Origin of the sequence: Streptococcus mitis (assembly GCF_013305725.1) — a bacterium.
In the GTDB taxonomy this organism is placed as follows: domain Bacteria; phylum Bacillota; class Bacilli; order Lactobacillales; family Streptococcaceae; genus Streptococcus; species Streptococcus mitis_BO.
The window spans coordinates 462365-486609 of sequence record NZ_CP047883.1 but is presented as its reverse complement, the minus strand read 5'-3'; the positions used below and the strand labels follow the sequence as shown (position 1 = coordinate 486609).

Genomic DNA, 24245 nt, shown 5'->3' with positions numbered 1-24245 from the left:
AAGAAAAAATCATGTCACAACAAGAAGAAATGAAAAACCTCAGCCTACTAGGCAACAAAGAAACCAACTATATCTTTGACTATCAACCAGATGTCCTCGAATCTTTTGACAATCGTCATGTGGAAAATGACTATTTCATCAAATTTAACTGTCCTGAATTTACCTCACTGTGTCCAATCACTGCTCAACCAGACTTTGCGACCATTTATATTTCCTACATTCCTGACAAGCTCTGTGTCGAGTCAAAATCCCTCAAACTCTACCTCTTTAGCTACCGAAATCATGGGGATTTCCACGAAAACTGTATCAACACCATCGGGAAAGACTTGGTCAACTTGCTAGACCCACGCTATTTAGAAGTCTGGGGAAAATTTACTCCACGCGGTGGCATCTCAATTGATCCCTACTACAACTACGGTAAGCCAGGAACTAAGTATGAAGGCTTGGCAGAACAACGCCTCTTCCAACACGACCTCTATCCAGAGAAAATTGACAACCGTTAATACTCTTCGAAAATCAAATTCAAACCGCGTCAACGTCGCCTTGCCGTACTCAAGTACAGCCTGCGGCTAGTTTCCTAGTTTGCCCTTTGATTTTCATTGAGTATAAACAGATAAGAAAAAGCCCTGTTCCTCAAATCGAGGAGCAAGGCTTTTTGAGTTTCAATTATTCTTCTGTTCCAAGGAAGTTTTTCGCAACGAGGGCTGCAAAAACTCCACCAACGATTGGCGCAAGGATGAAAATCCAAACTTGTTGAAGGGCTGTGCCACCTACCAAAACAGCTGGTGCCAAGCTACGAGCTGGGTTTACTGAAAGTCCAGTAATGTTCAAGCCCACAAGAATCATCGCCATCAATGACAAACCGATTACCAAACCAGCAATCGCTCCATTTCCCTTGCTTTCTGAAGTCACGGTCATGATAACCAAAACAAACAAGAAAGTTGCGATAACTTCAAACAAGAAACCACTAAAGACAGTGACACCGTTTGCCAAGGCATTTTCACCAAGACTAGCAGTTGACATACCTGAGTTAGACAAGAGGAAGAATACCGCAGCTGACGCAAGAAAAGCTCCAACTACTTGTCCAAGGATGTAGTTTACAAGCTCTGAAGATGACAAACGTTTGTTTACAAACATAGCAATCGAAACAGCTGGGTTCAAGTGAGCACCTGAAACATTTCCGATTGAGTAGGCTGCAACTACGATTGCCAGACCAAAGGCAAAGGCGATTCCAAGGTGACCTAGGCCATCAAGACCATTTCCAAAAACAACAGCTCCTGTTCCGACGAACACAAGCATGAACGTACCGATTAACTCAGCGACAAATTTTTTCATTTTCTTTCTCCTTTTTTCAAAAACTAGATACTAGTCTATAAAAAGAGGGAAAGGGTTTCAAGAGAATTGATTGGAAATTGTTTGGAAATCATAGAACTATTAGCTAATCTCTAGTATTGAAAAGACTGGATAGCTTCTTTCAAGTCATCTTGTAAACTATTTCTCTGGTCAAGTTGGACATAGACTTCCAACAGACAGGATCTGAAGTTGGAAAATTTATAAAAATCTTCCCTTTCTTCTATCGGAAAGTCAACAGTTTTTATCCAAGAAGCTACTTGCTCTTGCTTCAACTTCCCTTGTAAAATAGGTTCATAGATCACTCTTGCTAAACGTCAATCCTCATCATCTGTAAAGCGAATCGAAATTCTTTTAAATAGTTGGCCAAGTATATCAAATACTTCATGAACTCTATTTTTAGGAAAGTCTGGATGACAAACCACCTCTGTTAGTAAATCGGCTCCATGTGCAAAAGCATGAACCCAACCATACTGACTTGAAAAACCTGTTGTATCCTTTTCTTTTGAAAGATAGTACAAACCTTGATTTAAAAGGACATTACGAATTTCTGATTGTAATCCCTGATAAAAAACCGATTGCTGGTTGGCATCAGCAGACAAGAGATTTGCATAAATAAGCGCCCTAAAAGAACGTTCAAGGGTTGACAAGCCTACCTTATCAATCTCTTTGTCTAGTCCTCCATCAGATAAAATTTCCTCAGCAATGAAATGAAATTGTTCCTGTGTAAATAGCTCTTCCTGAATCCCTCTAGCAAAGCTTGTAAAAACAAGGTCATCGCGAATTTCTGGAGAAGGATCTCCCAAATGATCAAGTAGCCACTGGATTCCCTCCTGGTTATAACTTGGTTTTTCTTCTGCTATTTTTCTAAGTAACTCTTGATACATGGTCAATACCTCTACATTTCTAGCAACTGTTCAAAAAGCCGTCCCAAGATAACTTTCTATCTTATTCTTTTTGAGATAGAGTTTTTCCTGCAGCAATTGCATCGGCCTCTGTCATCTCGACAACATTAGATTTAATAGTTTTTGAAGGCATTCTATCCTTACTATACCAATAAACTTTTGATTTTCCATGGTTTGCAACATAGACAATTCTATCTTGCTGTTGGGCTTTAGTATCAGCTTCACGTGCAATTCTTTTCTCTTCTTCTTTTTGAGAAATTAAAGACTCAACTGCATCTATCCTACCAAGTAATTCTGCCTTTTTATCATTATTTTCAATCTGATTAACTGTTTCTTTAGCAGACTTCACTTGACTTGCATCTTGACTTTCTTCCAATTGTTTGACTAAGGTTTCACCTTTTTCTTGCAACTCATTTGCAGCTTTTTCTTTGGCAATTCTCTCTTCTTCTGCTTTTTCTTTAGCTTTTTTCTCTTCTTCAACTCGTTTTGCTTCTTCTGTACTAGATGAAGCATCGGTTGTTGACTCTACTTTAGCAGTGGATGCCGCAGTTTGCTTAGTTTCTGATTGAGAAGATGAAATTTTCTTTGTGACTGTCGGAGTTTGAAGAGAAACTACAATAAAACTAACAACAAAAAGTCCTATCATTAAATTTCTTTTTCGAATATCTGGTACTTTCTTTACAAAATACCAAATACCAACTCCGCTCAAAACAAGATAGAGAGTAGGAAGAGCAATCAATAAAATGATTCCCAACAAGACTAGGCCTATTTTTATAAAACGTATTCTTTGTGAATCCTGCTCCAGCCATTTTTTAATTCTGTTCATATCCTTATCCTAAATTCCCCCTACTCTCCCAACTGGGCACTGTAGGCGATAATCTGGTCAACTGTGTCAGACAAGAATTGGATTGTATCACGGAGTGGTTTATCTGTTGAAATATCAGCTCCGATAATCATGGCTGACTCAAGCGGTGTCTTGCTACCTCCTGATTTGAGGAGATTGAGCCAGTCTTCAGCTCCAGTTTCTGAATGTTTCAGATGAAGGTAACCTGCAGTCGAGATAACAAGACCAGCAGAGTAAGTGTAGCTATACAAACCCATGTAGTAGTGAGCTTGTCGCATCCAAGTCAAAGCCGCATCGTCGTCAATCTCAATGGCATCTCCCCAGAAATCCGTCAAAACTTCCTTCATAATGCTATTGAGTTTGCTTGCCCCGAAGGTTTCTCCTTCTTCAATCAATGTATACACCTTACGCTGGAAGGCTGCTTCCAAGAGGTGCGTAATAAAGTTATGGAAGTAGGTGTCTGTTAAGCGGTGAGCCAGAGCGAAGCGTTTTTGACGAGGGTCGTCAGATTGGTGCTCCAAGTAATCACTGAGAAGCAATTCATTGAAAGTTGACGGCGCTTCAACATAGTAGGTCGACATGTGGGCATTAAAGTAGCTTTGATGATTATCTGAAAAGATGAATTGACCAGAATGCCCGATTTCATGAATCAAGGTATAAACATCGCTCAAACGACCAGTCCAGCTCATGAGGACATAAGGATGCACGCGATATGGATCCGCCGCATATCCACCAGAATCCTTGCCACTATTGGCCGCAAAGTCAACCCAGCGCTCTTCTTGATAGCGAGCAACTTCCTGACAATATTCTTGCCCCAAAGGTTCTACCGACTTCATGACCAAATCATAGGCATCATCAATGCTCACTTCAGGATTGAGGGCGCTGTCCAAGTCCAATTTCCAGTCAGCAAAGGTCATCTTTTCAAGACCATTCACCTTGGCAACATGCTTGAGGTATCTCTGAGCGACTGGTGCAAAGTCCTTCATGATGAGGTCAATCTGTCGGTCAAACATGGCACGGTCCACTTCTTGCTCAGCTAGAAGATAATCAAAGACAGAGTCATATCCCTTCATATCAGCCAAGAGTTTTTCAGACTTAACCTGAGCTAGATAGGCTGCAGCTGCTGTATTCTGGTGCTTACGGAGTCCCTCTGAGAAGGAACGGAAAGATTTCTCACGAACCTCAGCATCCTCATGGTTTTGGTAGAAATTCTCATAGGTCACAAAGCTGTTTTTATATGTCTTGCCATGGGCTTCAAAGTCAGCCATTTCAAAATCCCCAGCTCGCATCTTAGTATAAATGTCCTGCGGACTGTAGAAAACTTCACCGAGATTGGTCAAGGCCTTCTCCACATCAGCCCCTAGATAGTGGGCTTTTTTGATTTTTGCCTGACGAATGGCAGCTGTTAAATGAGGTAATTCACCCAAACGGTCCAAGACTTCCTCATCAGCTTCCACCAAAGCATCGTCAAAGAAGGTCAAGGCTACACTGGCATCTGTTTCGAATTCCATGCCAGCTTGGGCAATATTAGCAAATTCGTCATTGCTATAATCTGTCGTCTGAGGCATAAAACCATAGTTTCCAATATGGCTCATCTGAATGTAGATTTGTTCCAATTCTGCAAAGGCCTTTTCAAAATCCTCAAAAGTATGAAGATTACCCTTGTAATCACGGCTAAATTGATTGATGTCTTCTCGAGCCTTCTCGATTGCACGCAAGAAATCCTCGCGGTCTTGGTATAGGGCTGTTAAATCCCAAAGTTCCTTCTCTGGAAATTCTGAACGGTGTTTTTGTTCCATTTTCTTCCTCTTATTTCTCTAATTCTAATAAAACACTAAGGGCTGATAAGGCGTAAAGTGGTGCTGTTTCTGCTCGCAAGATACGAGGGCCAAGTCCTGCCAAGACTGCTCCCTTAGCTTCAAAACTTTCGATTTCTGCAGGTGACAGACCACCTTCTGGACCAAAGATAAAGAGCAGTTTGGCTCCTTTTTCAAGACCAGAGACCGCTTGTAAGAACGCAGCGGCTTCACCTTCTTTGGCCGACTCTTCATAAGCCACTACGATGCGGTCAAACTGGTCCAGTTGGGCTAGAAAGTCTGATTTTTTCTCGAAAAGTGTGACACTCGGTACTAGATTACGCTTGCTTTGTTCTGCTGCTCCAAGGGCGATTTTTTCTAGTTTTTCAACCTTTTTACCCAATTTCTTGCCATCCCACTTAGCAACGGACCAATCGGCAGGAAAGGCCCAGATTTGGCTGGCTCCGAGCTCGGTTACTTTTTGAGTGATAAACTCCAGCTTGTCCCCCTTGGGAAAGCCGGATGCAATGGTCACTTGGACTGGCAGTTCCACATTGCCAGCCAATTCTTGGACCAACTCAAACTGACGGGCTTCCACATCCAGCACACGCGCCAAGCGCTTAATTCCATCATCAAAGACCAAAGTAACCTCATCATCTTCTTTCAAGCGCATAACCTGAAACATATGCTTGCTGGTTTCCTTGTCCTCGATGGTGACAGGAGAGATGGCACTCCCCTTGACAAAATACTGCTGCATGCTAGCCTCCAATCACACCTGAAATATCCTTAGTTTTTTTGAAAACACAGGCATTCCATTCCCCTTGAACCATGTGGGTTTCAAGGAAAAATCCAGCTGACTCAGCCGACTCGCGCACCATGTCCCACTTGTCCTTGATAATCCCACTCATGATGAGGTAGCCTTCGTCCTTAACCAAACGATAGGCATCGTCTGTCAGATGAATGAGGATATCCGCCAAGATATTAGCTACAATCACATCTGCCTCAATCTCAACTCCCTTAAGCAAGTCTCCTGCTGCTACATGGATGTTTTCCATACCAGGGTTGAGCTCAATATTTTCCTGAGCAACACGAACTGCCACATCATCTAGGTCATAGGCGAAAATTTCCTTAGCACCAAGCAGCGAGCTGGCAATAGAGAGAACCCCTGAACCAGTCCCCACATCTAGCACCGTTTCGCCACCACGAAGGACCTGCTCCAAGGCAAAGAGGCTCATCTTAGTGGTTGGATGGGTCCCAGTTCCGAAGGCCATACCAGGATCCAGCTTGATAATCTTTTCTCCCGCAGTCGCCTCATAGTCTGTCCAAGATGGCACGATGGTCAAATCATGAGTGATACGAGCTGGTTCATAGTATTTCTTCCAGTTGTCTGCCCAGTCTTCCTCAGCCAAGGCAGTCGTCCCCATCTTGACCTCTCCCAAATCCATAAAGTCTGTCAATTCTGCCAGGCGAGCCTGCAAATCCGCCTCAACCACTGCCACATCAACCGTATCAGGATAGTAGGCTGTTACAACGATTTCTTCTTGCTGCTCAACCTCTGGGAAAATCTCACCAAAACGATCCACATTTCCCACATAGTCCATGCTGTCTTCAATCGCAACACCTTGCGCTCCTAGCTCAATCAAGAGATTAGAGACCAGCTCCTCTCCCTCACGCTTCACTGTAACTTTTAACTCTTGCCATGTTTCCATAAATTTTTTCCTTATCAATCTATTAATTCTTCTAATTCTTTTAAAGTTCTTCCATCCTGATCCTTCCAATCAGTTCGACCGTTCGTTTGCATACCCAGCAAAAAAGCCGCTGCATAAGAAGGGCTAGAAAAGAGTTGTTTTTCTTTTAACACTCCATCTTGAATGACCCGAGAAGCTATTAAATTCTGACGCATTTCTTTTAAACTTGCTGGAAGGTATGGAGAATCCTTTATTTCTACTTGACTTCCTTCTAAAACAACAAAACCTTCAGTTGTCCGTTCACAAGTTGCTTCTATTACTTTGTTAGATTTCTTAGTTTTACGCTTTAAATAAAGATAAGTTGAATGATTATCAGTCAAATCTTGACTAACTTCCTTTGTCATTGGAACAAAAACACGATAACCTAGAGTGCCGATAATCATTAGCGTATTTTCAACAATTTCATCCAGTTCAGATTCCTTTTCCTCAGTTACATTACCAGGATTTGGATCATTCCCATTTTTCACAATGTAGCGACCAGCTTCTTTAGCAAGTTGAGTAAATTTATTTTCCAAATAGCTAATTTCTGTTGGACCGAAAGAATTGTTTTGAGTTGTTAGAATGATGACATCATTAAAATAATCTGCATGAGTATCACGGGTATGCTCTTGAATTCGCAACAATACCCCTTCACCATTTTTCCGAGTTGTCGCCTGACCAATATAGGTCACATCTTTCTGTTTATCTTCATCTCGACCAAATAAGAAATAAATACCACTTTGTTTCATTTCATCACGCGACTTTAAATCTCCCAACTGAATACGAGGTATTTTGTAAATCACTCCCGTCCAATTTGACAAAGTACATTTGATTTTTCCAGTCACTTCACCATCCATGAGAAACATATTGATATTTTTGCTACGCTTCGCCATTTATCAAACTTCCTCCATATAATCTCTCACTCTATCCTGCAACTGAGGTACAACTTGACTGGAACTAAGAAATTCCTCAACATTCATGAGCTGATAACCCTGTCCTTCATCACCAAAGGTGATATTGTCAAATTGCTCCTGTGTCAACAGACCGACTAGAAATACAGATTGTTTATCCGCAAAAAGCATACTTGGATAAACCTTCGCCCAAAGTAGACAATCCTCAGTCAAATGAATTCCCAGTTCTTCATAAACTTCACGCGCCACACATTCAAAAGGACTTTCATCCCCCTCTCGCCCACCACCGGGCAGTTCCCACATATTGGGCCAGGGAATGCTTGCCTTATCATCGCGTAAGATAGTCAGAAGCTTATCTCCACAAAACAAAGCAATCTTACAGCCTGTGAAATCAGAAATCTCTATTTCCATATTAGACTCCTTCGGTTAATTCCTTTTCCAGCTCAGCTAACCAGTTTTGATAATAGATTTTCTCATCCCGTAACATCCGGCTGCTATTCATTTTATGTCTAGCAATCTTCATAGCCTTGTGAGTTTGAACTACATCTTTCTTTACCTTAAATTGATACCAGGCTTGAATGACCTGCATATCTGCTGTTTTAATAGATAAAAAGGATTTGACCCCTCGAATACTTGCATATTCTTCCGCTTTCTTATTATCTCCTTCCATCAGAGCAACTTGAAGAAGGTATATTTGAGAAATAGTTTTAGACATTGGATTATCTGTTTTCTCTAACACAGACTGAAACTGTTGCTTTGCAAGCTCTATATTATCATCCAATATAAATACCAATCCCTGAAGAGTCTGAACACTTTCTGCAAAACTCCCTCTCGCATCCTCATCAACAGGCATGGTAAAGTCTTTCAAGTCATATTCTTGAGGAGCTAACAAGGTCTGGGCAGAATGCCTCAACACCATGTAGGCGTATTTGGTATTTTCAGGGTGTTGTAGCAATTCCCAGATTTTTGCTCCATCGGTGATACCGACTGGCAAAGCATTGTTTAGGAAGAAAGACAAATTAAGAAAAATCCAAGTACCAGCAAAATACCAGCTTCTTGTCAAAAATCCAAACAATATCGCCAATAATATTAAGCTAAGATGAACCATCAAGCCTCCTGAAAGCATCAGGATGATTCTTTGGTCGCTTTCATCTTCTTTCAATCCAATATACTGAGCACCAACATTTTTCATAACGGCTGTTCGACTAAGATAAAACCTGCCTGACTTTTTGGTCAAAAGAAAATGTCCTAATCCAAAAGCCACCAGCCGATAGCCTGTCAAGTAGCCACAAAAAGCATGACCCAGCTCATGAAGAATAAAAATTAAATACATGCTTAGAAGAGCAAAGGAATAACCAATAGTGAAGGCTAAAACTGCGGAATACCCCAACTCTGCAAATGCGATAGTTCCACAAGCAAAAGCTAGCATAATAAAGACAAAGGCTAGCACATAAACCAAATAAGTCCCAATTTTTTTCATAAAACCTCCAACCAACTCCTAGTATCTCGGATAAGGATAAAATTCCCCTTCTTCCAAGCCGACTTTTCCTTCTTCAAAGACTTCTTGGTTCCATTCCATGACAAATTCTTCGGCTTCTGGGTCTTCCAAAAAGTCCATGAGGGCATCTAGTCCAACCTCGGCAGTATCTTTAAGGAATAGCGCAAAATAAGCTAAAAATTCGCGAGAAAATCCTTTTTTAGGCAAGTAAGGGATGACAGTCAAATAGTCTTCCTCATTGACTGTTGATTTGGCTGGATTGTAAAAAAGCACTGCTTCTTCAAAGAGAATGTCATCTGATGAAACCTCTCCATCTTCACCCACCATCTCCACACCTGCAGCATTTTGCGCTTCCAACAGAAAACTCACTTCAACCGCGTGGTTGCGCTTGTCCCAACTAATCTCAAAGTCAAAGGGAAAATTCTTCTCCAACTCTTCCTCTAAAACATCTAAAAATCCGTATGTTGCCATTTTGTCCTCTTTCTATGCGACTCTTTAATCGCCCCGATTGCTCGGAAATATGCTAAAATAGATACTACCATCTTACCACATATACATCAGAAAATCCACGTTAGAAAGGACTGCTATGCCAGACAATCTCGCGCTTCGTATGCGCCCTAAAACCATCGATCAGGTCATTGGTCAGGAACATCTGGTCGGACAAGGAAAAATCATCCGCCGCATGGTGGAAGCCAACCGCCTGTCTTCCATGATTCTCTACGGACCTCCTGGAATCGGCAAGACCAGTATTGCTTCTGCCATCGCTGGGACTACTAAGTATGCCTTTCGTACCTTCAATGCGACAGTTGACAGTAAAAAACGACTGCAAGAAATCGCGGAAGAGGCTAAATTTTCCGGGGGTCTCGTCCTATTGCTAGACGAGATTCATCGTCTAGACAAGACCAAGCAAGACTTCCTCTTGCCTCTCTTGGAAAGTGGACTGGTCATCATGATTGGCGCTACGACTGAAAATCCTTTCTTCTCTGTCACTCCTGCCATTCGTAGCCGAGTTCAAATTTTTGAGTTGGAACCTCTGTCTAACCAAGACATCAAAGAGGCTCTGCAAATAGCTCTAAGTAACCCTGAGCGTGGTTTTGATTTTCCAGTAGAACTAGATGAGGATGCGCTGGATTTTATTGCTACCTCTACAAACGGAGACCTTCGCTCTGCCTTCAACTCACTGGATTTGGCAGCTCTCTCTACCCCTGAGAATGATAAGGGCATCCGCCACATCACCCTCGACATCATGGAAAATAGCCTGCAGCAGAGCTACATCACTATGGATAAGGATGGAGATGGCCACTATGATGTTCTCTCAGCCCTGCAAAAGTCTATCCGTGGCTCAGATGTGGATGCCAGTCTCCACTATGCTGCCCGCTTGATTGAGGCTGGTGATTTGCCAAGTCTCGCTCGTCGCTTGACTGTTATCGCCTATGAAGATATCGGCTTAGCCAATCCTGAAGCCCAGGTTCACACCGTAACTGCTCTGGATGCTGCCCAAAAGATTGGTTTTCCCGAAGCTCGCATCCTCATTGCCAACGTCGTGATTGATTTGGCTCTTTCTCCAAAATCCAACTCAACCTATGTAGCTATGGATAAGGCACTTGCTGACCTCAAAACATCAGGGCACTTGCCTATTCCGCGGCACCTGCGTGATGGGCACTACAGCGGAAGCAAGGAACTGGGGAATGCCCAAGACTATCTCTATCCACACAACTATCCTGGAAATTGGGTCAAGCAAGACTATCTACCAGAAAAAATTCGTAATCATCACTATTTCCAAGCAGAAGATACTGGTAAATATGAACGGGCTTTGGCTCAAAGAAAGGAAGCTATCGACCGTTTGCGAAAAATCTGAAATCCTTTTCAAAAAATTGCACTTTCCTCTTGATTTTTTTTGAAAAAGTGGTATCATATAAACATAGAAACGCTGTGGTGTACGACTTCACACTTAAGTGTTGACCGACTATTTTTTGTATTATTAGGGAAACAAAAGTCTTCTAACAGCATGTAGGCCGTCTCACACGGAAACAGCTTCAGTTAGAGCGAGTTGCCCACCTGCTTAATTGCGCGGGTTCAATACAAACCGTGAAGTTTCGGCACCAATACAGCTTTTTTCTTTGCCTCCTTAGCTCAGCTGGCAGAGCAGCGGACTCTTAATCCGTGGGTCACAGGTTCGATCCCTGTAGGGGGCATCTAAATACAACAGGAAAAGCCTTGATAACCAAGGCTTTTTTGCTTATCTATAACTGATTTGCCTCATCATTTGCCCCACTTTTAAATCTATCTTTTCTTTTTGAATCAAATTACATCTTTACAAATAGTGTAAAGCCAGTTACTTTTGCTTTGATTCCATACAATATTTTCATGTAGAGAAGACAAATTTTATCTTCTCTTTTTATTTTCAAAATAATAAAAACTGATTTTCTTTTCATAAATCAGACTGAAACTTCCAAATTTTCCATTTTGTTTATTGACATTTCCTCTAAAAAGGTGTATAATATTTTTATTATCAAACTATACTATACTATATAGGGGGTATTGAAATGAAATTTTCTAATCGTTTACTGCTATTCCTTGCAGGAGTTGTTTTTGTCCTTTTAGGACTTTTCCTATTTACAAACCCAGTAGCTAATCTTGTTGTTTACAGCTGGTGGATTGCATTTGGTTTACTGGTTTCTTCTATAGCAGCTATTTTAGGCTATTTCTCTGTACCAAAAGAGCTTCGCTCACCAGCTCATCTTTTCCAAGGGATTGTTAATCTTCTCTTAGCTCTTTACCTCGTTGCCTATGGCTTTGTGACGCTGCCAGTTGTCATTCCAACTATTTTAGGAATTTGGTTAATTGTAGAAGCCATTATAGCTTTCTTTAAAGGCAATCGTCTGGGATTGATTTTCCCTATTATTGGCAACCATATCATGTGGATAGCGTTGCTTGCATTTTTACTAGGTCTAGTGATTTTGTTCAATCCAGTAGCTACAAGTGTCTTTGTCGTTTATGTCGTTGCCTTTGCATTTTTAATTGTTGGTTTCACCTATATCCTTGATGCCTTTCGTAAATAATCTAGCTGCCATTTTGGGCATATTAAAAAAGCTGGGAAGTTACATTCTCAGCTTTTTCTGTTGCCTCCTTAGCTCAGTTGGTAGAGCAGTAGACTCTTAAGCTATGGGGCGCAGGTTCGAGCCCTGCAGGGGGCACATCTAAATCAACAGAAATAAGCCTTGAAACCAAGGCTTTTTTTAACGTCCAATAGCTTTTTGTAGAAAAGTATTTAAAAATAAAAGAGAAGAGAATCTCTCACTCTCTTCTCAGTATATCTTATTAAATTTAGTTTTTCTTAATCTAGCTGATTTTCCTTTGCAACGACAAATTCTTTAACCAGTCGATAGATAACAGCAAATACGGGGGTAAAGAATATCATCCCAAGTAAGCCAAAGAGATTGCCTCCAATACTAGCAGCCGCAAGCGTGAAAATAGCTGGCAAACCAATAGACTGACCTACAACTCTAGGATAAATAAGGTTTCCTTCAATCAGCTGTATAACTTGATATAGAAGAAGAGAAAGTAAGGCTTGAGTAGGACTCACTGTGAAGATAAAAATCGCTCCCACAACACAAGCAATCATAGGCCCTACATAAGGAATGAACGATAGCACTCCTGCAAAGATACCTGTCATTACTCCATAGGGTATCCCAAACACGCTGTAACCAACCGCTATCATAACTCCTATGATGACTGCTTCAATCAGCTGACTCATCAAAAATTGGTCATAAGTCTCTAGTGCTACTTGTCCAATGTAAGTCAACTTTATCACCACCTTCTCTGGAAGAAAAACTTTTAGAAGTCGACTCGTCATCGCTGCCAAATGTTCCTTACTGGATAAAAATAAAAAGGTGAAGACTATAATCAAAAAGGCATTCATCAAACTTGAAAAAATATTGCCGATATTACTAGTCAGACCTGATAAAAAACCTATCAAAGCTTGGCTAATAGAGCTAGACTGTCCCTGTATGCCTGATACGATAGTTGACAACATGTCTTTGGTTACAAATTCCGAGCTGCCTAGCAATTTCCCAAGTTGAGTAAGGACTGTTGAAAGGACTGTTCCCAGCTGACTAATAGTCTGGGCTAGGGTTGGCAGCACCAAAACCAAAAGAGCAATCACGATTAAGATAAGAGCTAGGAAAACAAGTACCATGGCAATCGGACGACGCAACCCTGCCTTTACCTTCAATTTAACTAAGTACTGTTCAATTTTTTTCATAGGAACATTAAGCACAAAAGCAATAACAGCACCATAAATCAAGGTTGATATTACATCAAAGAGAGAGATTGCTCCTGATATAAAGCTCGATGCATTCAGAATTACAAGAGCAACCAGCCCTATAAAAAGTATTAACGGGGTGTATTTTTTTACTAAGTTCATAAATTCTCCTTAATAAACATGTTTAGATACGACTATACTATTTGGTTTTTCAAACTCTCGATTAAGGTAGGCTTGGTAAGTTCCTGGAGCGATAAATCCTTTGGGTGAGAGGATATCGGTGCCAGCCTGACCGACTATGGTATCAGCCAAGAGCACACAGTTTGTAGATAAGACAAAGTAGGATTTAAACTTAGATTTGATAAATTTATAAAGTTCCCCATCTGTCTCATGTCTGATTTTATAAGCGTAGGTGTAGTCTTCCTTACCATCACCTGTCATGATTTTATCTGCACTTGGCTCCCATGGAATCGTCAGTTGTTTCAATTCAGCCAACTTTTTCTGAACTGCTTTTTCCATTTCAGGCGTCAAATCTATCCCATAACCAAAAAGCGTTTTTTGACTCTCACGTTTACATAGGTCAATGTACTTGTCACGATCACAGAAATATAAGACACCATCTCCTACCATGCCAAATAAGGTCTCAGAAGACGGATCATAGTTGCCATAAGAAATAACACGGCCTTGATAGCAGATATCCACATGACCAATTGCCGAAAACAGAGAGGTCTCAGCTGTATGAACAAAAATTTCAAGCTCCGCTGTCTTACCAGACTTCACTATTCCAAGATGGATATCTTCTTCCTCATCAGCATTTTCCAGCATAAATTTGTTAACTTTTGCTAAAGTTCTTGCAGGGATGAGAGCGGCTAGGACAATAGGTAAGCTAATTCTAATACGACGTTTGAGATGGTTTTTCCCAATTTCCTCCTCAAACAAGAAACCATCACGGATATTGGACACACCATAAAGAAAAAAATAAGCCCCTAATACAAAGAGTTGAAAGACAGAATTTCCTGTAGAGGACAAAAGACTAGTCCCACCAAGAAAAACTAGTACGAGTCCATCTAGTAAGAGACGAAAACGAGGTCGAATTTTGTTTTTGCGGTAGAGAACATAGGTGACAAGGTTAATACTAGCATGAAAAATCTGATAAACTCCAATCACAAGAGCCAAAATATAAATCGGCACATCCGTCGCAAGATTGGAGCCAAGCAAATATCCCAGCACTAACAATTTAACCAGTGCAACTCCCAAGGTGTCCGTTGACTGACTTTTTTTGAAAATACGTAATACTAAATCTAAGACCGTTGCTATCCAAGCTAAAAACAGAACCAGTCGAATAACCTTTACTGGCAACCAAGTCCCCGTGACCATCAAGATGAGACCTAGCAGAACAAACAAGAACCCCTGAGCAAGTAATTTCTTACCTGTCAGACCTAAAGATAGAATTTTCGCCATATAAAAACCTTTCAACAATAAAAATTAAACACTCCGATTAAACTGACTAGTAAATAGCCAACACTACAAACAGCCTGTGCCAGCAACATATGGTGACTAGAAATGACTGTAGTAATGTCACCATCTTGTCTTATGCACTTCTAAAATTTGTTATATTGATTAGAAACCAGAGCTTATAAAAACTAGCTAAACTCGAGAGATAGACACAATTGCGACGAAAAAATGTATAACCAATTCAACTTGTTAAGGTAAGAAAGCATTATTTCCAATCTATTAATTATTCATCTATTACCTATTATGACACAATATTCCCTATAGTTCAACTTTTTACTTGTTTTTATATTACACGGACTAAAAAGTTTTCAACAGTTGATTGCATTTGTTTTAATAAGTTTTAACCTTTCTTGGTTAGATAAAAAAAGAACCATACAGTTTAGAATCTGTATGGTTTTTGCCCCACTTTTGTCCCATTTTTAAATCATGACATTGAAAATACCTAAAAGTACCTTCCGAAAATCATCTATATTTCAATATTTTTGATTACTTTCAATATGAAAATTTCATACAAATTCATGTAGGGGGCATCTACATACAACAGGAAAAGCCTTGGAATCAAGGCTTTTTTGTGTAGTCTTAGCACTAAAAAACGATAGAAAAAACACCCCTTCTGAACTGCACCCCAAAAGTTAGACAGAAAAAACCTAACTTTTGTGGCGCAGTTCATTCGCGCCACATAAAGTTATTTAAGCATCTCCTTTTCTCTCATTACCATTTTATGGTATAATAAATTGTACTTCTAAAATAGAAAGGTCTTAAGATGACAACTCTTATTAAACATAAACGTGTAGAATTTTCAGAACTTTTTTATGACCTAGTTTTTGTTTTTGCAATTTCAAAAGTAACTACTTTAATTGACCATCTTCATAACGGTATTTTGACTTGGAATTCTTTCCTTGATTTTTTCATTGCTACTTTGTTTCTCATCGATTCCTGGATGATTCAAACCGATTATACCAATCGCTATGGAAAGAACTCTTTATTTAACATAGTAATCATGTTTATCAAAATGGGAATTTTACTCTTTATAGCCAATATGATTGGACCTGATTGGCAACAATATTTTCATTATCTCTGTTGGGCTATTGGTACATTAACCCTTACCTTATTTTTTCAATATTTGGTTGAATTTTTTAGAAAATCAACCGATGATGCTAATCGGGAAAGTATCAAAGGTTTTCTATGGATAACAGGTCTAGGAAGTTTAGGATTCTATCTAGCAGCTCTTCTTCCTATTTACCTTAGAGTCTATATCTTATTTGCTAGTATTCTGCTAACATTTATTATGCCAAGTATCTTGCTTAATAAAGATAAGCATTACCAGGTAAATCTCCCCCATTTAATCGAGCGCATCTCCCTTCTTGTCATTATTATGTTTGGAGAGATGATTACGGAGCTAGCTAACTTCTTTACAATCGAGAATTTCTCGATTTATTCGGTTCTTTATTTCATTATTATGATTTCTCTGTTCTTGTTTTATTTTGGTCAATTCGACCATGCTATTGATGAAAAATCTAATCAAAAGGAACTATTTCTAATTTACAGTCACTATCCTATTTTCATTGGACTTCTTATGATGACCGTTTCGATGAGTTTTCTTCTGAATCCTGAAGCTAATCGTCTCTTTGCAACCAGCTTCTCTTATATCGGATTTGGCCTCTTTCAAGCTGCTGTCCTAGTAAATGGGCCCTATAACAAACACTATCTTCGCTATTCGAAAAGTTACTACTGTGTCCAAGCGACACTCTATCTGGCTGCCTTGATTCTCTCTTTAATCTTTGCTTCTAATCCTATAATAGTAGTGAGTATAATAACCATTTTAGCTCTAGCTATAGCCATTCATTTTATTTATTTTTATATGACACAGAATAAAAAATATTCCAAATCTAACTGGGGATTATTTTAATGAGTTTATAACATTAAAAAGCTTTGGGAACCTAGGCTTTTTTGCTTTCTACCTAAACTTTTTCATGATGTATTTCCGTACAGGTTCTTCAACCATTTGAACGATTTCAAATCCTTCTTTTTGGTAAAGATTGTAAGCTGTTTGATTTGCCTCGTAGACATTTAGAGAAATACTATCTATGTCTCCATTTTCAAAGGCCAAACTAACAAATTTCCTTAAAGCCTGGCTACCTAAGCCTTGCCCCTGTTTCTGGGGGTTGATAAAAAATCTTCCAATATGAAGATTACTGTCTTCTTGCCTGATTTTCTGGATAAGCCCCACAAACTCTTGTCCTTCAAAGATTGAAAAGATTCCTTCCAAATCTTGCAAAACTTGAATTGTCAAGGGAAAAGGAATCATTGTTCCCATCCATTGTTCTTGAAAGGATTTGCCAAGGAAGTTGGACCATTGGCATACGAGCTGAGCGTTTTCTGTGCTCACATTTTCTTCAAAACGAATTGTCATCTTGACCTCACTATCTTGTTTATGTTTCTCCATTATACTACTTCTCCTATTTTTTACGAATAGATAAGTATGATTGATTTTTATTTTTTTCTTGTCGGGAGCATTCTCGCTTCCTTTCTTGGTTTGGTCATTGACCGTTTTCCAGAGCAATCCATTATCAGTCCAGCCAGTCACTGCGATTCCTGTCAGACTCGCTTGCGTCCCTTAGATTTGATTCCGATTCTCTCGCAGGTCTTCAATCGCTTTCGCTGTCGCTACTGCAAGGCTCCTTATCCTGTCTGGTATGCCCTCTTTGAACTAGGCTTAGGACTCCTCTTTCTATCTTGGTCTTGGGGTTTTCTTTCCTTGGGGCAAGTCATCCTAATCACTGCTGGTTTGACCTTGGGCATCTACGACTTTCGCCATCAGGAATATCCCTTACTGGTCTGGATAACTTTCCATCTGCCTCTAATGGTCTACTCAGGCTGGAATCTGGTCATGGTCTTTTTCCTTGTCCTAGGAATTCTAGCTCATTTTATCGATATCCGTATGGGTGCAGGGGATTTCCTCTTTCTGGCTTCTTGCGCTCTCGTCTTTAGCGCAACCGAGTTACTCATCTTGATTCAGTTTGCTTCTGCAACAGGAATTCTAGCCTTTCTCCTGCAAAAGAAAAAGGAAAGACTGCCTTTCGTGCCTTTCCTCTTACTCGCTGCTTGTTTGATTATTTTTGGTAAGCTACTGCTTGTTTGATAAAGTCCTCAATCGGCTCTCCTTGGTGGAGAGCTTTTACGATTTTCGAACCGACGATAACACCATCTGACACCGCATTGAAGCGTTCTACATCGGCTTGACTAGATACACCAAAACCTGTCAAGACTGGAATGTCGGCTACTTGATGCAATTGTGCCAAGTGCTTGTCCAAATCTGCACGGTAATTGCCAGATTTCCCTGTCACCCCATTGATGGCAACAGCATAGACGAATCCCTCCGCCTCTTCAATCAACTCCTTCTGGCGCTCAATCCCTGTGGTCAAGCTTACTAAAGGAATCAAAGCAATGTCTGTATCTGCCAAAAATGGCTCTACAAAATTGGCATGCTCATGAGGAAGGTCTGGAATAATCAAGCCCTTAACCGCTGTATCTGCCAAATCTTTGACAAAGTTCTCCACACCGTACTGAAAGAGGGGGTTGAAGTAGGTCATGATGACCAGTGGAATCTCTGTTTGAATGGTTTTCAAGGTTTCAACCAAAGCCTGAGTAGAAGTTCCGTGGGCTAGACTGCGCAAGCCAGCTTCTTCTATAACAGGTCCATCTGCGACAGGATCTGAAAAGGGAATACCGACTTCAATAGCCGAAACACCCAAATCTTCTAAAAAGTTGATTGTTTCAGCGAGTCCAGCCAAACCTTTCTCATGGTCTCCAGCCATGATATAAGGAACGAAAATTCCTTTTCCAGCTGCTTTAATAGCATTTAATTTTTCTGTTAGTGTCTTAGGCATGAGCTTCTCCCTTCTTTGCTGCATCTGCTTCCAAGCGGTCTTTGACTTGAACCACATCCTTGTCACCACGACCTGATAGACAGACTATCATGGATTTGTCTGGACCGAGTTCTTTGGCCAATTTCACCGCAAAGGCGATAGCATGGCTAGATTCTAAGGCTGGGATAATCCCTTCCACACGAGACAAGAGCTGGAATCCTTCCAAGGCTTCTTCGTCTGTCACAGGAACATAGCTGGCACGTTTAATATCGTGGTAGTGAGAATGTTCTGGACCGATACCAGGATAGTCCAAACCTGCTGAGATAGAGAAGGCTTCAAGAATTTGACCATGGGCATCTTGGAGCACATCCATGAGGGAACCGTGAAGGACACCCGGACGACCCTTGGTCAAGGTAGCTGCGTGGTGCTCTGTGTCTACACCAAGTCCAGCTGCTTCAGCCCCATACATAGCTACAGACTCATCTTCTACAAAGGGATGGAAGAGGCCGATAGCATTAGAACCACCACCAACACAGGCTACTAGGGCATCTGGCAAATCTTGACCTGTCATATCGCGATACTGTTGCTTAGCTTCTCGACCGATGACACTTTGGAAGTCACGAACGATTTCTGGGAAAGGATGAGGCCCCAAGGCAGAACCAAGGATATAGTGGGTATCATCAATATTAGCTACCCATGAACGAAGGGCTGCATTGACTGCATCCTTGAGCACGCGCGAACCATCTGTCACTGCCTCAACCTTGGCTCCCAAAAGCTCCATGCGGAAGACATTGAGGGCTTGGCGTTTAACATCTTCCTCACCCATATAGATGGTACATTCCATGTTAAAGAGGGCTGCAGCAGTTGCAGTTGCCACACCGTGCTGACCAGCACCCGTTTCAGCGATAATTTTCTTTTTACCCATACGTTTAGCCAGAAGAACTTGTCCCAAGGCATTGTTAATCTTGTGGGCCCCTGTATGGTTAAGGTCTTCCCGTTTCAGATAAATCTTGGCTCCGCCAATATGCTGGGTCAAGTTTTTTGCGTAGTAAAGAGGAGTTTCACGTCCCACATACTGGCGCAAAAGTTGGTTCAATTCCTCTTGGAAACTTGGGTCTGCCTGACTTTCACGATAGGCTTTCTCCAACTCCAAAACTGCTGTCATCAATGTTTCAGGGACGAAACGTCCGCCGAATTTTCCGTAAAATCCATCTTTATTTGGTTCTTGATATGCCATTCTTTACCCTCTCTATAAATCTTCTAATCTTTTCCTGATCTTTTTGTCCATCTGTCTCCACTCCGCTCGATACATCGACTGCATAGGGAGTAAAGTGTTGAATTGCTTGTGCTACATTGTCTTCATTAAGCCCACCTGCGATAAAGAAGGGCTGAGCTAATTCCGTCGTATCCAGTTGCCCCCAGTCAAAGGTCTGGCCACTCCCAGCCACAGGAGCATCAAAGAGTAAATAATCTGCCTGAGAATTGGGCACATGACCATTTCCATCCACCTGTACAGCCTGAATGCTGGCACAAGGCAAATCCTCAAACAAATCATTCGCCACCTGACTGTGAACTTGAACCAAGTCCAAGCCAACTTTTTCAATCGCTTCTAGCAATTCTGCCCGACTTGGTGAAACAAATACGCCAACCTTCTTAACATTAGCAGGAATGGGCTTTGCCAACTCAGCAGCCTGATCCAAGGTCACCTGTCTTTTACTAGGTGCGAAGACAAAACCGATGTAGTCGGCTCCTGCTGAAACGGCTGTTTCTACCGCTTCTTTGGTAGATAGTCCACAAATCTTAACCTTTGTCAATCTGCAACTCCTTGATTCTCTGGGCTACATCTTCCGCCTGCATGAGAGCTGTCCCAACCAAAATTCCGTTAAAGGATGGTGCTACTCGTTCCGCATCCTGCCCTGTGAAAATGGCAGATTCAGAAATATAATAGCGACCTTCTTCAAAGTGCTGGGCCAAATCTACACTGGTCTGCAAGTCGACTTCAAAGGTCGTCAAATTGCGGTTATTAACCCCAATAATCTCAGCACCAAGTCTATGAGCCACTTCTAGTTCAGCTAGATTGTGAGTCTCCACCAAGACTTCTAGACCAAGCTCTGTCGCGTAGTCATAGAGTTCCTTAAGGCGTTCTTCTGACAAGGCAGCGACAATAAGCAAGATGACTGTCGCACCTGCATTGCGAGCACGGATGATTTGCTTTTCATCGATGATAAAGTCCTTGTTAAGCGTCGGAATCTCTACCTGACTGGAAATCTCTCGTAGATAATCCAAATGCCCTTTAAAGAAGACTTCATCTGTCAAAACCGAAATCATCACTGCGCCATTCGCTTCATAAGTCTGGGCCTGTTGCACAATATCCACATCGAGATTGATATCTCCCAGACTAGGACTAGCTTTCTTGACTTCAGCGATTACCTGTAAACGGTCTTGGTGTTGTTTTAGATAGTCAGCCAAGCGATAGGTCTGGCGCAGGTGCTGAATTTTCTCCAGCTCCATCTGCTCAACCTCACGCGCTTTCTGCTCTAAAATTCGTGCTAAAAATTCCTGACTCATTTTTGGTACTCCTGTAACAGTCTGAGTTTTTCAAGGGCCTTGCCACTAGCAATGACTTGACGAGCTAAGGCAACTCCATCCTTAATACTAGCCACCTTACCATTAGCATAGAAACCAAGACCAGCATTTAAAACTGTCGTTTCCAAGAATGGACTTGGTTCGTTTTTAAGAACGCTGAGCAAAATTTCTGCATTTTCCTGAGCATTGCCACCACGGATATCTTCGATAGCGTAGCGCTCCATCCCCAAATCCTCTGGAGTAAAGCTTGACAAGGTGATTTCGCCATTTTCAAGAAGAGCAATCTTGGTTGTTCCATTCAAACCAGCTTCATCCAGTCCTTCTGGCCCAGCAACCACGATGGCACGTTTGCGACCCATATTTTTCAAAACCTGAGCTGTACTTTCTAGAAGTTCTGGACGACTAATTCCAAGAAGCTGTGTTTCCAAGGCCATTGGGTGAATCAGGGGACCAGTCAAGTTCATAATGGTTGGAATTCCCAATTCCAAACGAGCTGGCATGATGTATTTCATAGCTGGGTGCATATTTTTAGCGAAGAGAAAGACGATTCCAGTTTTATCAAAGACCTTACCTAGTTCAGCTGGTTTGAGGTCTAGGTTGATGCCCAAGGCTTCGAGGACATCTGCAGAACCAGATTTAGAAGAAATCGAGCGGTTACCATGCTTGGCCATGTGAACACCGCCACCAGCCAAGACAAAGGCTGCAGTTGTCGAAATGTTAAAGCTAAAAGATTTGTCCCCACCTGTACCACAGTTGTCCATGGCATCATGAATTTCAGTTGGAATATGTTGGGCATGCCCTCTCATGACTTGGGCAATGGCTGTGCGTTCTTCAGGTGTTTCCCCCTTCATCTTAAGAGCTAAGAGGAGAGAAGCAATTTGCGCTTCAGTTACACGCCCAGTTACGATACGCTCAATGACATCCGTCATTTCCACACCTGATAAATTTTCAAATTTTGCTAGTTTTTCAATAATCTCTTTCATCCTAGTTTCCTCACTTTACAACCTTCTCGATAAAATTCCGAATAGAAGACAAGCCATCTGGCGTTCCGATACTTTCTGGATGGTACTGGAAGCCATAAATTGGAAGATTTTTGTGTTGAATTCCCATAATAGCTTGGTCATCAGTTGAACGAGCTGTCACTTCAAAGTCTTCTGGCATTTCTTCAATCAAAATACTGTGGTAACGCATGACCGCACGGCCGTCCTCGATGCCTTGATACAAAACAGATGGCGCTTCAAAGCTGATATTGCTCTGTTTCCCATGCATGACTTTGGGAGCCAAGCCTAGCTTACCGCCAAAGACTTCTGCGATAGCTTGGTGGCCCAAACAAATCCCAAGAATCGGCTTCTTGCCAGCAAAATCACGAATCATGTCTTCCATCTTTCCAGCATCAACTGGCCAACCAGGACCGGGCGAAAAGACCAGACCATCTGCTTTTCCAGCTTCTTCATACAGCCTGGGATCATCATTTCTCAAGACCTGAACTTCTGCAAAATTCCCAATGTATTGGGCCAAGTTATAAGTAAAAGAATCATAGTTGTCAATTAATAAAATCATGGTCTTAGTTCTCCAATTCTAGTCATAGATTTTGCTTTGTTAATGGTTTCTTGGTATTCGTTTTGGGCAATAGAGTCGTAGACAATCCCTGCCCCAGCCTGCACATAGGCTGTTTGATTTTTGAGAATCATCGTTCGGATAGCAATGGCGAAGTCCATATCACCCGTCGCAGACAAGTAGCCGATTGCTCCTGCGTATACGCCTCGTTTTTCTGTTTCCAGTTCATAGATACGTCTCATCGCGCGAATTTTTGGTGCTCCAGAAACAGTTCCAGCAGGAAGTGTTGCTTTCAAGGCATCCATGGCAGTGAGGTCTGGAAGCAAACACCCTTTGACCACACTGGTCAAATGCATGACATAGCGGAAGAGCTCCACTTCCATATACTTAGTGACTTGAACACTGGCCGTTTCAGAGATGCGGCCAATATCATTTCGTCCCAAGTCTACTAACATCCGATGCTCTGCTGTTTCCTTCTCATCCGAAAGCAGGTCTGTCGCCAAATCCTTGTCTTCTTCATCCGTAGCGCCTCTTGGTCGTGTCCCTGCAATCGGATTGGTTGTCACGATGCCATTTTTGACAGAAACCAAACTTTCTGGACTAGCTCCGATGATTTGATAATCCCCAAAATCATAGAAATAAAGGTAATTAGAAGGATTAGTCACGCGGAGATTTCTGTAGAAGTCAAATGGATTTCCAGTAACTTCTGCTGAGAAGCGCTGACTGAGTACACATTGGAACATATCGCCATTACGAATCAAGTCACGAGCTGTTTCCACCATTTCCTCAAACTTCTGAGGAGCGATATGCGGTTTGAAGTCCAGTGGAGATAGATCCAAGTCTTCAAATTCATTTGGAGCAGGAATGCGTAATTCCTCAAGCACTTGGTTCAAGGCTTCTTCCAAGTCTTCTTGGCTACGCTCACTATAAAGAGCATCCTCGATGACATGGATTTTTTCCTTCTTGTGGTCAAAGACCATGTAACTCTCATAGACGAAGAAATGCATGTCTGGCGTTCCAATCGTATCTTGAGGGATTTGACCAATTTCTTCATAAAGCGAAATCATATCGTAACCAACAAAACCAATTGCCCCACCACCAAAAGGGAGGTCTGAATGGTGCTGTCTCTTATGAGTCACTTCATAAAGAAAATCCAAGGGATCACGATCAATCACTTGACCATTTTGATAAAGGACTCCATTTTCAAACTTAATCTCAAAAACAGGATTATAGGCTAGGATAGAAAAACGAGCTGTTTCCTTGTCTCTCGGAATACTCTCTAAGATAACCTTGTGTTGCCCCTTTAGGCGCATATAAGCCAAGATTGGTGATAAGACATCTCCATGAATGATTCGTTCCATTGTCATTTCCCTTTCAGTTCTACTTCTAGTCCGTGGCGACTGTATGAAAAATCCCCACGCAA

General features: G+C 41.4%; 24 protein-coding genes, 2 tRNA genes and 1 pseudogene. 7 read left to right on the top strand and 20 right to left on the bottom strand.

All coding sequences use genetic code 11. The annotated features are described in order from the left end of the window. Positions 1–11 precede the first annotated feature (11 nt). Complete coding sequence (gene queF, locus M594_RS02555) at positions 12–503, top strand: preQ(1) synthase (RefSeq protein WP_000082575.1); 492 nt, start codon at positions 12–14, stop codon at positions 501–503. Between the two features lie 163 nt (positions 504–666). On the opposite strand, the gene M594_RS02550 is transcribed toward queF, so the two are convergent. From M594_RS02550 to M594_RS02505, 10 genes and pseudogenes are all read right to left on the bottom strand, one after another. Continuing rightward, positions 667–1335, bottom strand: coding sequence for an MIP/aquaporin family protein (locus M594_RS02550; protein ID WP_173875874.1), 669 nt, complete (start codon positions 1333–1335; stop codon positions 667–669). Between the two features lie 110 nt (positions 1336–1445). Next, positions 1446–2237, bottom strand: a pseudogene (locus tag M594_RS02545) (DUF2785 domain-containing protein). Positions 2238–2298: 61 nt separating this feature from the next. Continuing rightward, positions 2299–3081, bottom strand: a complete 783-nt coding sequence (locus M594_RS02540; RefSeq protein ID WP_125442967.1) for a deoxyribonuclease — start codon at positions 3079–3081, stop codon at positions 2299–2301. Positions 3082–3101: 20 nt separating this feature from the next. Then, on the bottom strand, positions 3102–4898 hold the full coding sequence (gene pepF, locus M594_RS02535) for an oligoendopeptidase F (RefSeq protein WP_173875873.1): 1797 nt from the start codon (positions 4896–4898) through the stop codon (positions 3102–3104). 10 nt (positions 4899–4908) lie between these two features. Further along, positions 4909–5652, bottom strand: coding sequence for a 16S rRNA (uracil(1498)-N(3))-methyltransferase (locus M594_RS02530; protein ID WP_173875872.1), 744 nt, complete (start codon positions 5650–5652; stop codon positions 4909–4911). Position 5653: 1 nt separating this feature from the next. Continuing rightward, entirely contained in the window at positions 5654–6604 is a 951-nt protein-coding gene (prmA, locus tag M594_RS02525; protein ID WP_125453212.1) for a 50S ribosomal protein L11 methyltransferase, read from the bottom strand. A 14-nt stretch (positions 6605–6618) separates the two neighbouring features. After that, positions 6619–7515, bottom strand: coding sequence for a GIY-YIG nuclease family protein (locus M594_RS02520; protein WP_173875871.1), 897 nt, complete (start codon positions 7513–7515; stop codon positions 6619–6621). Between the two features lie 3 nt (positions 7516–7518). Next, positions 7519–7944, bottom strand: coding sequence for an NUDIX hydrolase (locus tag M594_RS02515; RefSeq protein WP_125454906.1), 426 nt, complete (start codon positions 7942–7944; stop codon positions 7519–7521). A gap of 1 nt (position 7945) precedes the next feature. Then, positions 7946–9013, bottom strand: coding sequence for a M50 family metallopeptidase (locus M594_RS02510; RefSeq protein ID WP_049543075.1), 1068 nt, complete (start codon positions 9011–9013; stop codon positions 7946–7948). Positions 9014–9031: 18 nt separating this feature from the next. Beyond that, positions 9032–9502 carry a DUF3013 family protein gene (locus M594_RS02505; RefSeq protein WP_045605868.1) on the bottom strand — a complete coding sequence of 157 codons (471 nt, stop codon included), beginning with the start codon at positions 9500–9502 and terminating at the stop codon, positions 9032–9034. A 115-nt stretch (positions 9503–9617) separates the two neighbouring features. Here M594_RS02505 and M594_RS02500 point away from each other — a divergent pair, with 115 nt between their 5' ends. From M594_RS02500 to M594_RS02485, 4 genes are all read left to right on the top strand, one after another. Further along, positions 9618–10889, top strand: coding sequence for a replication-associated recombination protein A (locus M594_RS02500; protein ID WP_173875870.1), 1272 nt, complete (start codon positions 9618–9620; stop codon positions 10887–10889). Positions 10890–11153: 264 nt separating this feature from the next. Next, positions 11154–11226: transfer RNA gene (locus tag M594_RS02495), tRNA-Lys, on the top strand. A gap of 351 nt (positions 11227–11577) precedes the next feature. Further along, positions 11578–12093, top strand: a complete 516-nt coding sequence (locus tag M594_RS02490; protein WP_033681462.1) for a DUF308 domain-containing protein — start codon at positions 11578–11580, stop codon at positions 12091–12093. Positions 12094–12155: 62 nt separating this feature from the next. Further along, positions 12156–12228: transfer RNA gene (locus M594_RS02485), tRNA-Lys, on the top strand. Between the two features lie 140 nt (positions 12229–12368). On the opposite strand, the gene M594_RS02480 is transcribed toward M594_RS02485, so the two are convergent. Both M594_RS02480 and M594_RS02475 read right to left on the bottom strand, forming a co-directional pair. Next, a complete protein-coding gene (locus tag M594_RS02480; protein ID WP_173875869.1) occupies positions 12369–13457 on the bottom strand; it encodes an AI-2E family transporter in 1089 nt (362 codons plus the stop codon). A 9-nt stretch (positions 13458–13466) separates the two neighbouring features. Continuing rightward, the gene (locus M594_RS02475; protein WP_004256070.1) at positions 13467–14756 is read right to left on the bottom strand and encodes a hypothetical protein; all 1290 of its coding nucleotides are present in this window, start codon (positions 14754–14756) and stop codon (positions 13467–13469) included. 817 nt (positions 14757–15573) lie between these two features. Between M594_RS02475 and M594_RS02470 the strand changes: the two genes are divergently transcribed. Beyond that, positions 15574–16719 carry a low temperature requirement protein A gene (locus tag M594_RS02470; RefSeq protein WP_173875868.1) on the top strand — a complete coding sequence of 382 codons (1146 nt, stop codon included), beginning with the start codon at positions 15574–15576 and terminating at the stop codon, positions 16717–16719. A 48-nt stretch (positions 16720–16767) separates the two neighbouring features. Here M594_RS02470 and M594_RS02465 read toward each other — a convergent pair whose 3' ends face one another. After that, the gene (locus M594_RS02465; protein ID WP_173876732.1) at positions 16768–17223 is read right to left on the bottom strand and encodes a GNAT family N-acetyltransferase; all 456 of its coding nucleotides are present in this window, start codon (positions 17221–17223) and stop codon (positions 16768–16770) included. A gap of 69 nt (positions 17224–17292) precedes the next feature. On the opposite strand from M594_RS02465, the gene M594_RS02460 reads away from it, so the two are divergent. Next, a complete protein-coding gene (locus tag M594_RS02460) occupies positions 17293–17952 on the top strand; it encodes a prepilin peptidase (RefSeq protein ID WP_000564998.1) in 660 nt (219 codons plus the stop codon). Here the strand turns inward: M594_RS02460 and trpA are convergent. From trpA to trpE, 7 genes are read right to left on the bottom strand one after another with little or no spacing between them, the layout of a single operon-like run. Next, on the bottom strand, positions 17924–18700 hold the full coding sequence (gene trpA / locus M594_RS02455; RefSeq protein ID WP_084888814.1) for a tryptophan synthase subunit alpha: 777 nt from the start codon (positions 18698–18700) through the stop codon (positions 17924–17926). The genes M594_RS02460 and trpA overlap by 29 nt on opposite strands. Continuing rightward, positions 18693–19916, bottom strand: coding sequence for a tryptophan synthase subunit beta (trpB, locus tag M594_RS02450; protein ID WP_049491302.1), 1224 nt, complete (start codon positions 19914–19916; stop codon positions 18693–18695). Before trpB ends, trpA begins: the two co-directional genes overlap by 8 nt. Beyond that, positions 19894–20493: a phosphoribosylanthranilate isomerase gene (locus tag M594_RS02445; protein WP_173875867.1), complete on the bottom strand. Its 600-nt coding sequence runs from the start codon at positions 20491–20493 to the stop codon at positions 19894–19896. The genes trpB and M594_RS02445 overlap by 23 nt, the downstream gene beginning before the upstream one ends. After that, entirely contained in the window at positions 20480–21247 is a 768-nt protein-coding gene (trpC, locus tag M594_RS02440; protein ID WP_173875866.1) for an indole-3-glycerol phosphate synthase TrpC, read from the bottom strand. Before trpC ends, M594_RS02445 begins: the two co-directional genes overlap by 14 nt. Then, a complete protein-coding gene (gene trpD / locus M594_RS02435; RefSeq protein WP_000658706.1) occupies positions 21244–22248 on the bottom strand; it encodes an anthranilate phosphoribosyltransferase in 1005 nt (334 codons plus the stop codon). The genes trpC and trpD overlap by 4 nt, the downstream gene beginning before the upstream one ends. A gap of 10 nt (positions 22249–22258) precedes the next feature. Beyond that, on the bottom strand, positions 22259–22825 hold the full coding sequence (locus tag M594_RS02430) for an aminodeoxychorismate/anthranilate synthase component II (protein ID WP_173875865.1): 567 nt from the start codon (positions 22823–22825) through the stop codon (positions 22259–22261). Beyond that, the gene (trpE, locus tag M594_RS02425) at positions 22822–24183 is read right to left on the bottom strand and encodes an anthranilate synthase component I (RefSeq protein ID WP_173875864.1); all 1362 of its coding nucleotides are present in this window, start codon (positions 24181–24183) and stop codon (positions 22822–22824) included. Before trpE ends, M594_RS02430 begins: the two co-directional genes overlap by 4 nt. Between the last annotated feature and the right edge of the window lie 62 nt (positions 24184–24245).

What these genes read in the sequence shown, in the direction of transcription:
- queF (WP_000082575.1), top strand. Translation starts at nt 12, where the DNA reads ATGTCACAACAAGAAGAAATGAAAAACCTCAGCCTACTAGGCAACAAA.
- M594_RS02550 (WP_173875874.1), bottom strand. Translation starts at nt 1,335, where the DNA reads ATGAAAAAATTTGTCGCTGAGTTAATCGGTACGTTCATGCTTGTGTTC.
- M594_RS02540 (WP_125442967.1), bottom strand. Translation starts at nt 3,081, where the DNA reads ATGAACAGAATTAAAAAATGGCTGGAGCAGGATTCACAAAGAATACGT.
- pepF (WP_173875873.1), bottom strand. Translation starts at nt 4,898, where the DNA reads ATGGAACAAAAACACCGTTCAGAATTTCCAGAGAAGGAACTTTGGGAT.
- M594_RS02530 (WP_173875872.1), bottom strand. Translation starts at nt 5,652, where the DNA reads ATGCAGCAGTATTTTGTCAAGGGGAGTGCCATCTCTCCTGTCACCATC.
- prmA (WP_125453212.1), bottom strand. Translation starts at nt 6,604, where the DNA reads ATGGAAACATGGCAAGAGTTAAAAGTTACAGTGAAGCGTGAGGGAGAG.
- M594_RS02520 (WP_173875871.1), bottom strand. Translation starts at nt 7,515, where the DNA reads ATGGCGAAGCGTAGCAAAAATATCAATATGTTTCTCATGGATGGTGAA.
- M594_RS02515 (WP_125454906.1), bottom strand. Translation starts at nt 7,944, where the DNA reads ATGGAAATAGAGATTTCTGATTTCACAGGCTGTAAGATTGCTTTGTTT.
- M594_RS02510 (WP_049543075.1), bottom strand. Translation starts at nt 9,013, where the DNA reads ATGAAAAAAATTGGGACTTATTTGGTTTATGTGCTAGCCTTTGTCTTT.
- M594_RS02505 (WP_045605868.1), bottom strand. Translation starts at nt 9,502, where the DNA reads ATGGCAACATACGGATTTTTAGATGTTTTAGAGGAAGAGTTGGAGAAG.
- M594_RS02500 (WP_173875870.1), top strand. Translation starts at nt 9,618, where the DNA reads ATGCCAGACAATCTCGCGCTTCGTATGCGCCCTAAAACCATCGATCAG.
- M594_RS02490 (WP_033681462.1), top strand. Translation starts at nt 11,578, where the DNA reads ATGAAATTTTCTAATCGTTTACTGCTATTCCTTGCAGGAGTTGTTTTT.
- M594_RS02480 (WP_173875869.1), bottom strand. Translation starts at nt 13,457, where the DNA reads ATGAACTTAGTAAAAAAATACACCCCGTTAATACTTTTTATAGGGCTG.
- M594_RS02475 (WP_004256070.1), bottom strand. Translation starts at nt 14,756, where the DNA reads ATGGCGAAAATTCTATCTTTAGGTCTGACAGGTAAGAAATTACTTGCT.
- M594_RS02470 (WP_173875868.1), top strand. Translation starts at nt 15,574, where the DNA reads ATGACAACTCTTATTAAACATAAACGTGTAGAATTTTCAGAACTTTTT.
- M594_RS02465 (WP_173876732.1), bottom strand. Translation starts at nt 17,223, where the DNA reads ATGACAATTCGTTTTGAAGAAAATGTGAGCACAGAAAACGCTCAGCTC.
- M594_RS02460 (WP_000564998.1), top strand. Translation starts at nt 17,293, where the DNA reads ATGATTGATTTTTATTTTTTTCTTGTCGGGAGCATTCTCGCTTCCTTT.
- trpA (WP_084888814.1), bottom strand. Translation starts at nt 18,700, where the DNA reads ATGCCTAAGACACTAACAGAAAAATTAAATGCTATTAAAGCAGCTGGA.
- trpB (WP_049491302.1), bottom strand. Translation starts at nt 19,916, where the DNA reads ATGGCATATCAAGAACCAAATAAAGATGGATTTTACGGAAAATTCGGC.
- trpC (WP_173875866.1), bottom strand. Translation starts at nt 21,247, where the DNA reads ATGAGTCAGGAATTTTTAGCACGAATTTTAGAGCAGAAAGCGCGTGAG.
- trpD (WP_000658706.1), bottom strand. Translation starts at nt 22,248, where the DNA reads ATGAAAGAGATTATTGAAAAACTAGCAAAATTTGAAAATTTATCAGGT.
- M594_RS02430 (WP_173875865.1), bottom strand. Translation starts at nt 22,825, where the DNA reads ATGATTTTATTAATTGACAACTATGATTCTTTTACTTATAACTTGGCC.
- trpE (WP_173875864.1), bottom strand. Translation starts at nt 24,183, where the DNA reads ATGGAACGAATCATTCATGGAGATGTCTTATCACCAATCTTGGCTTAT.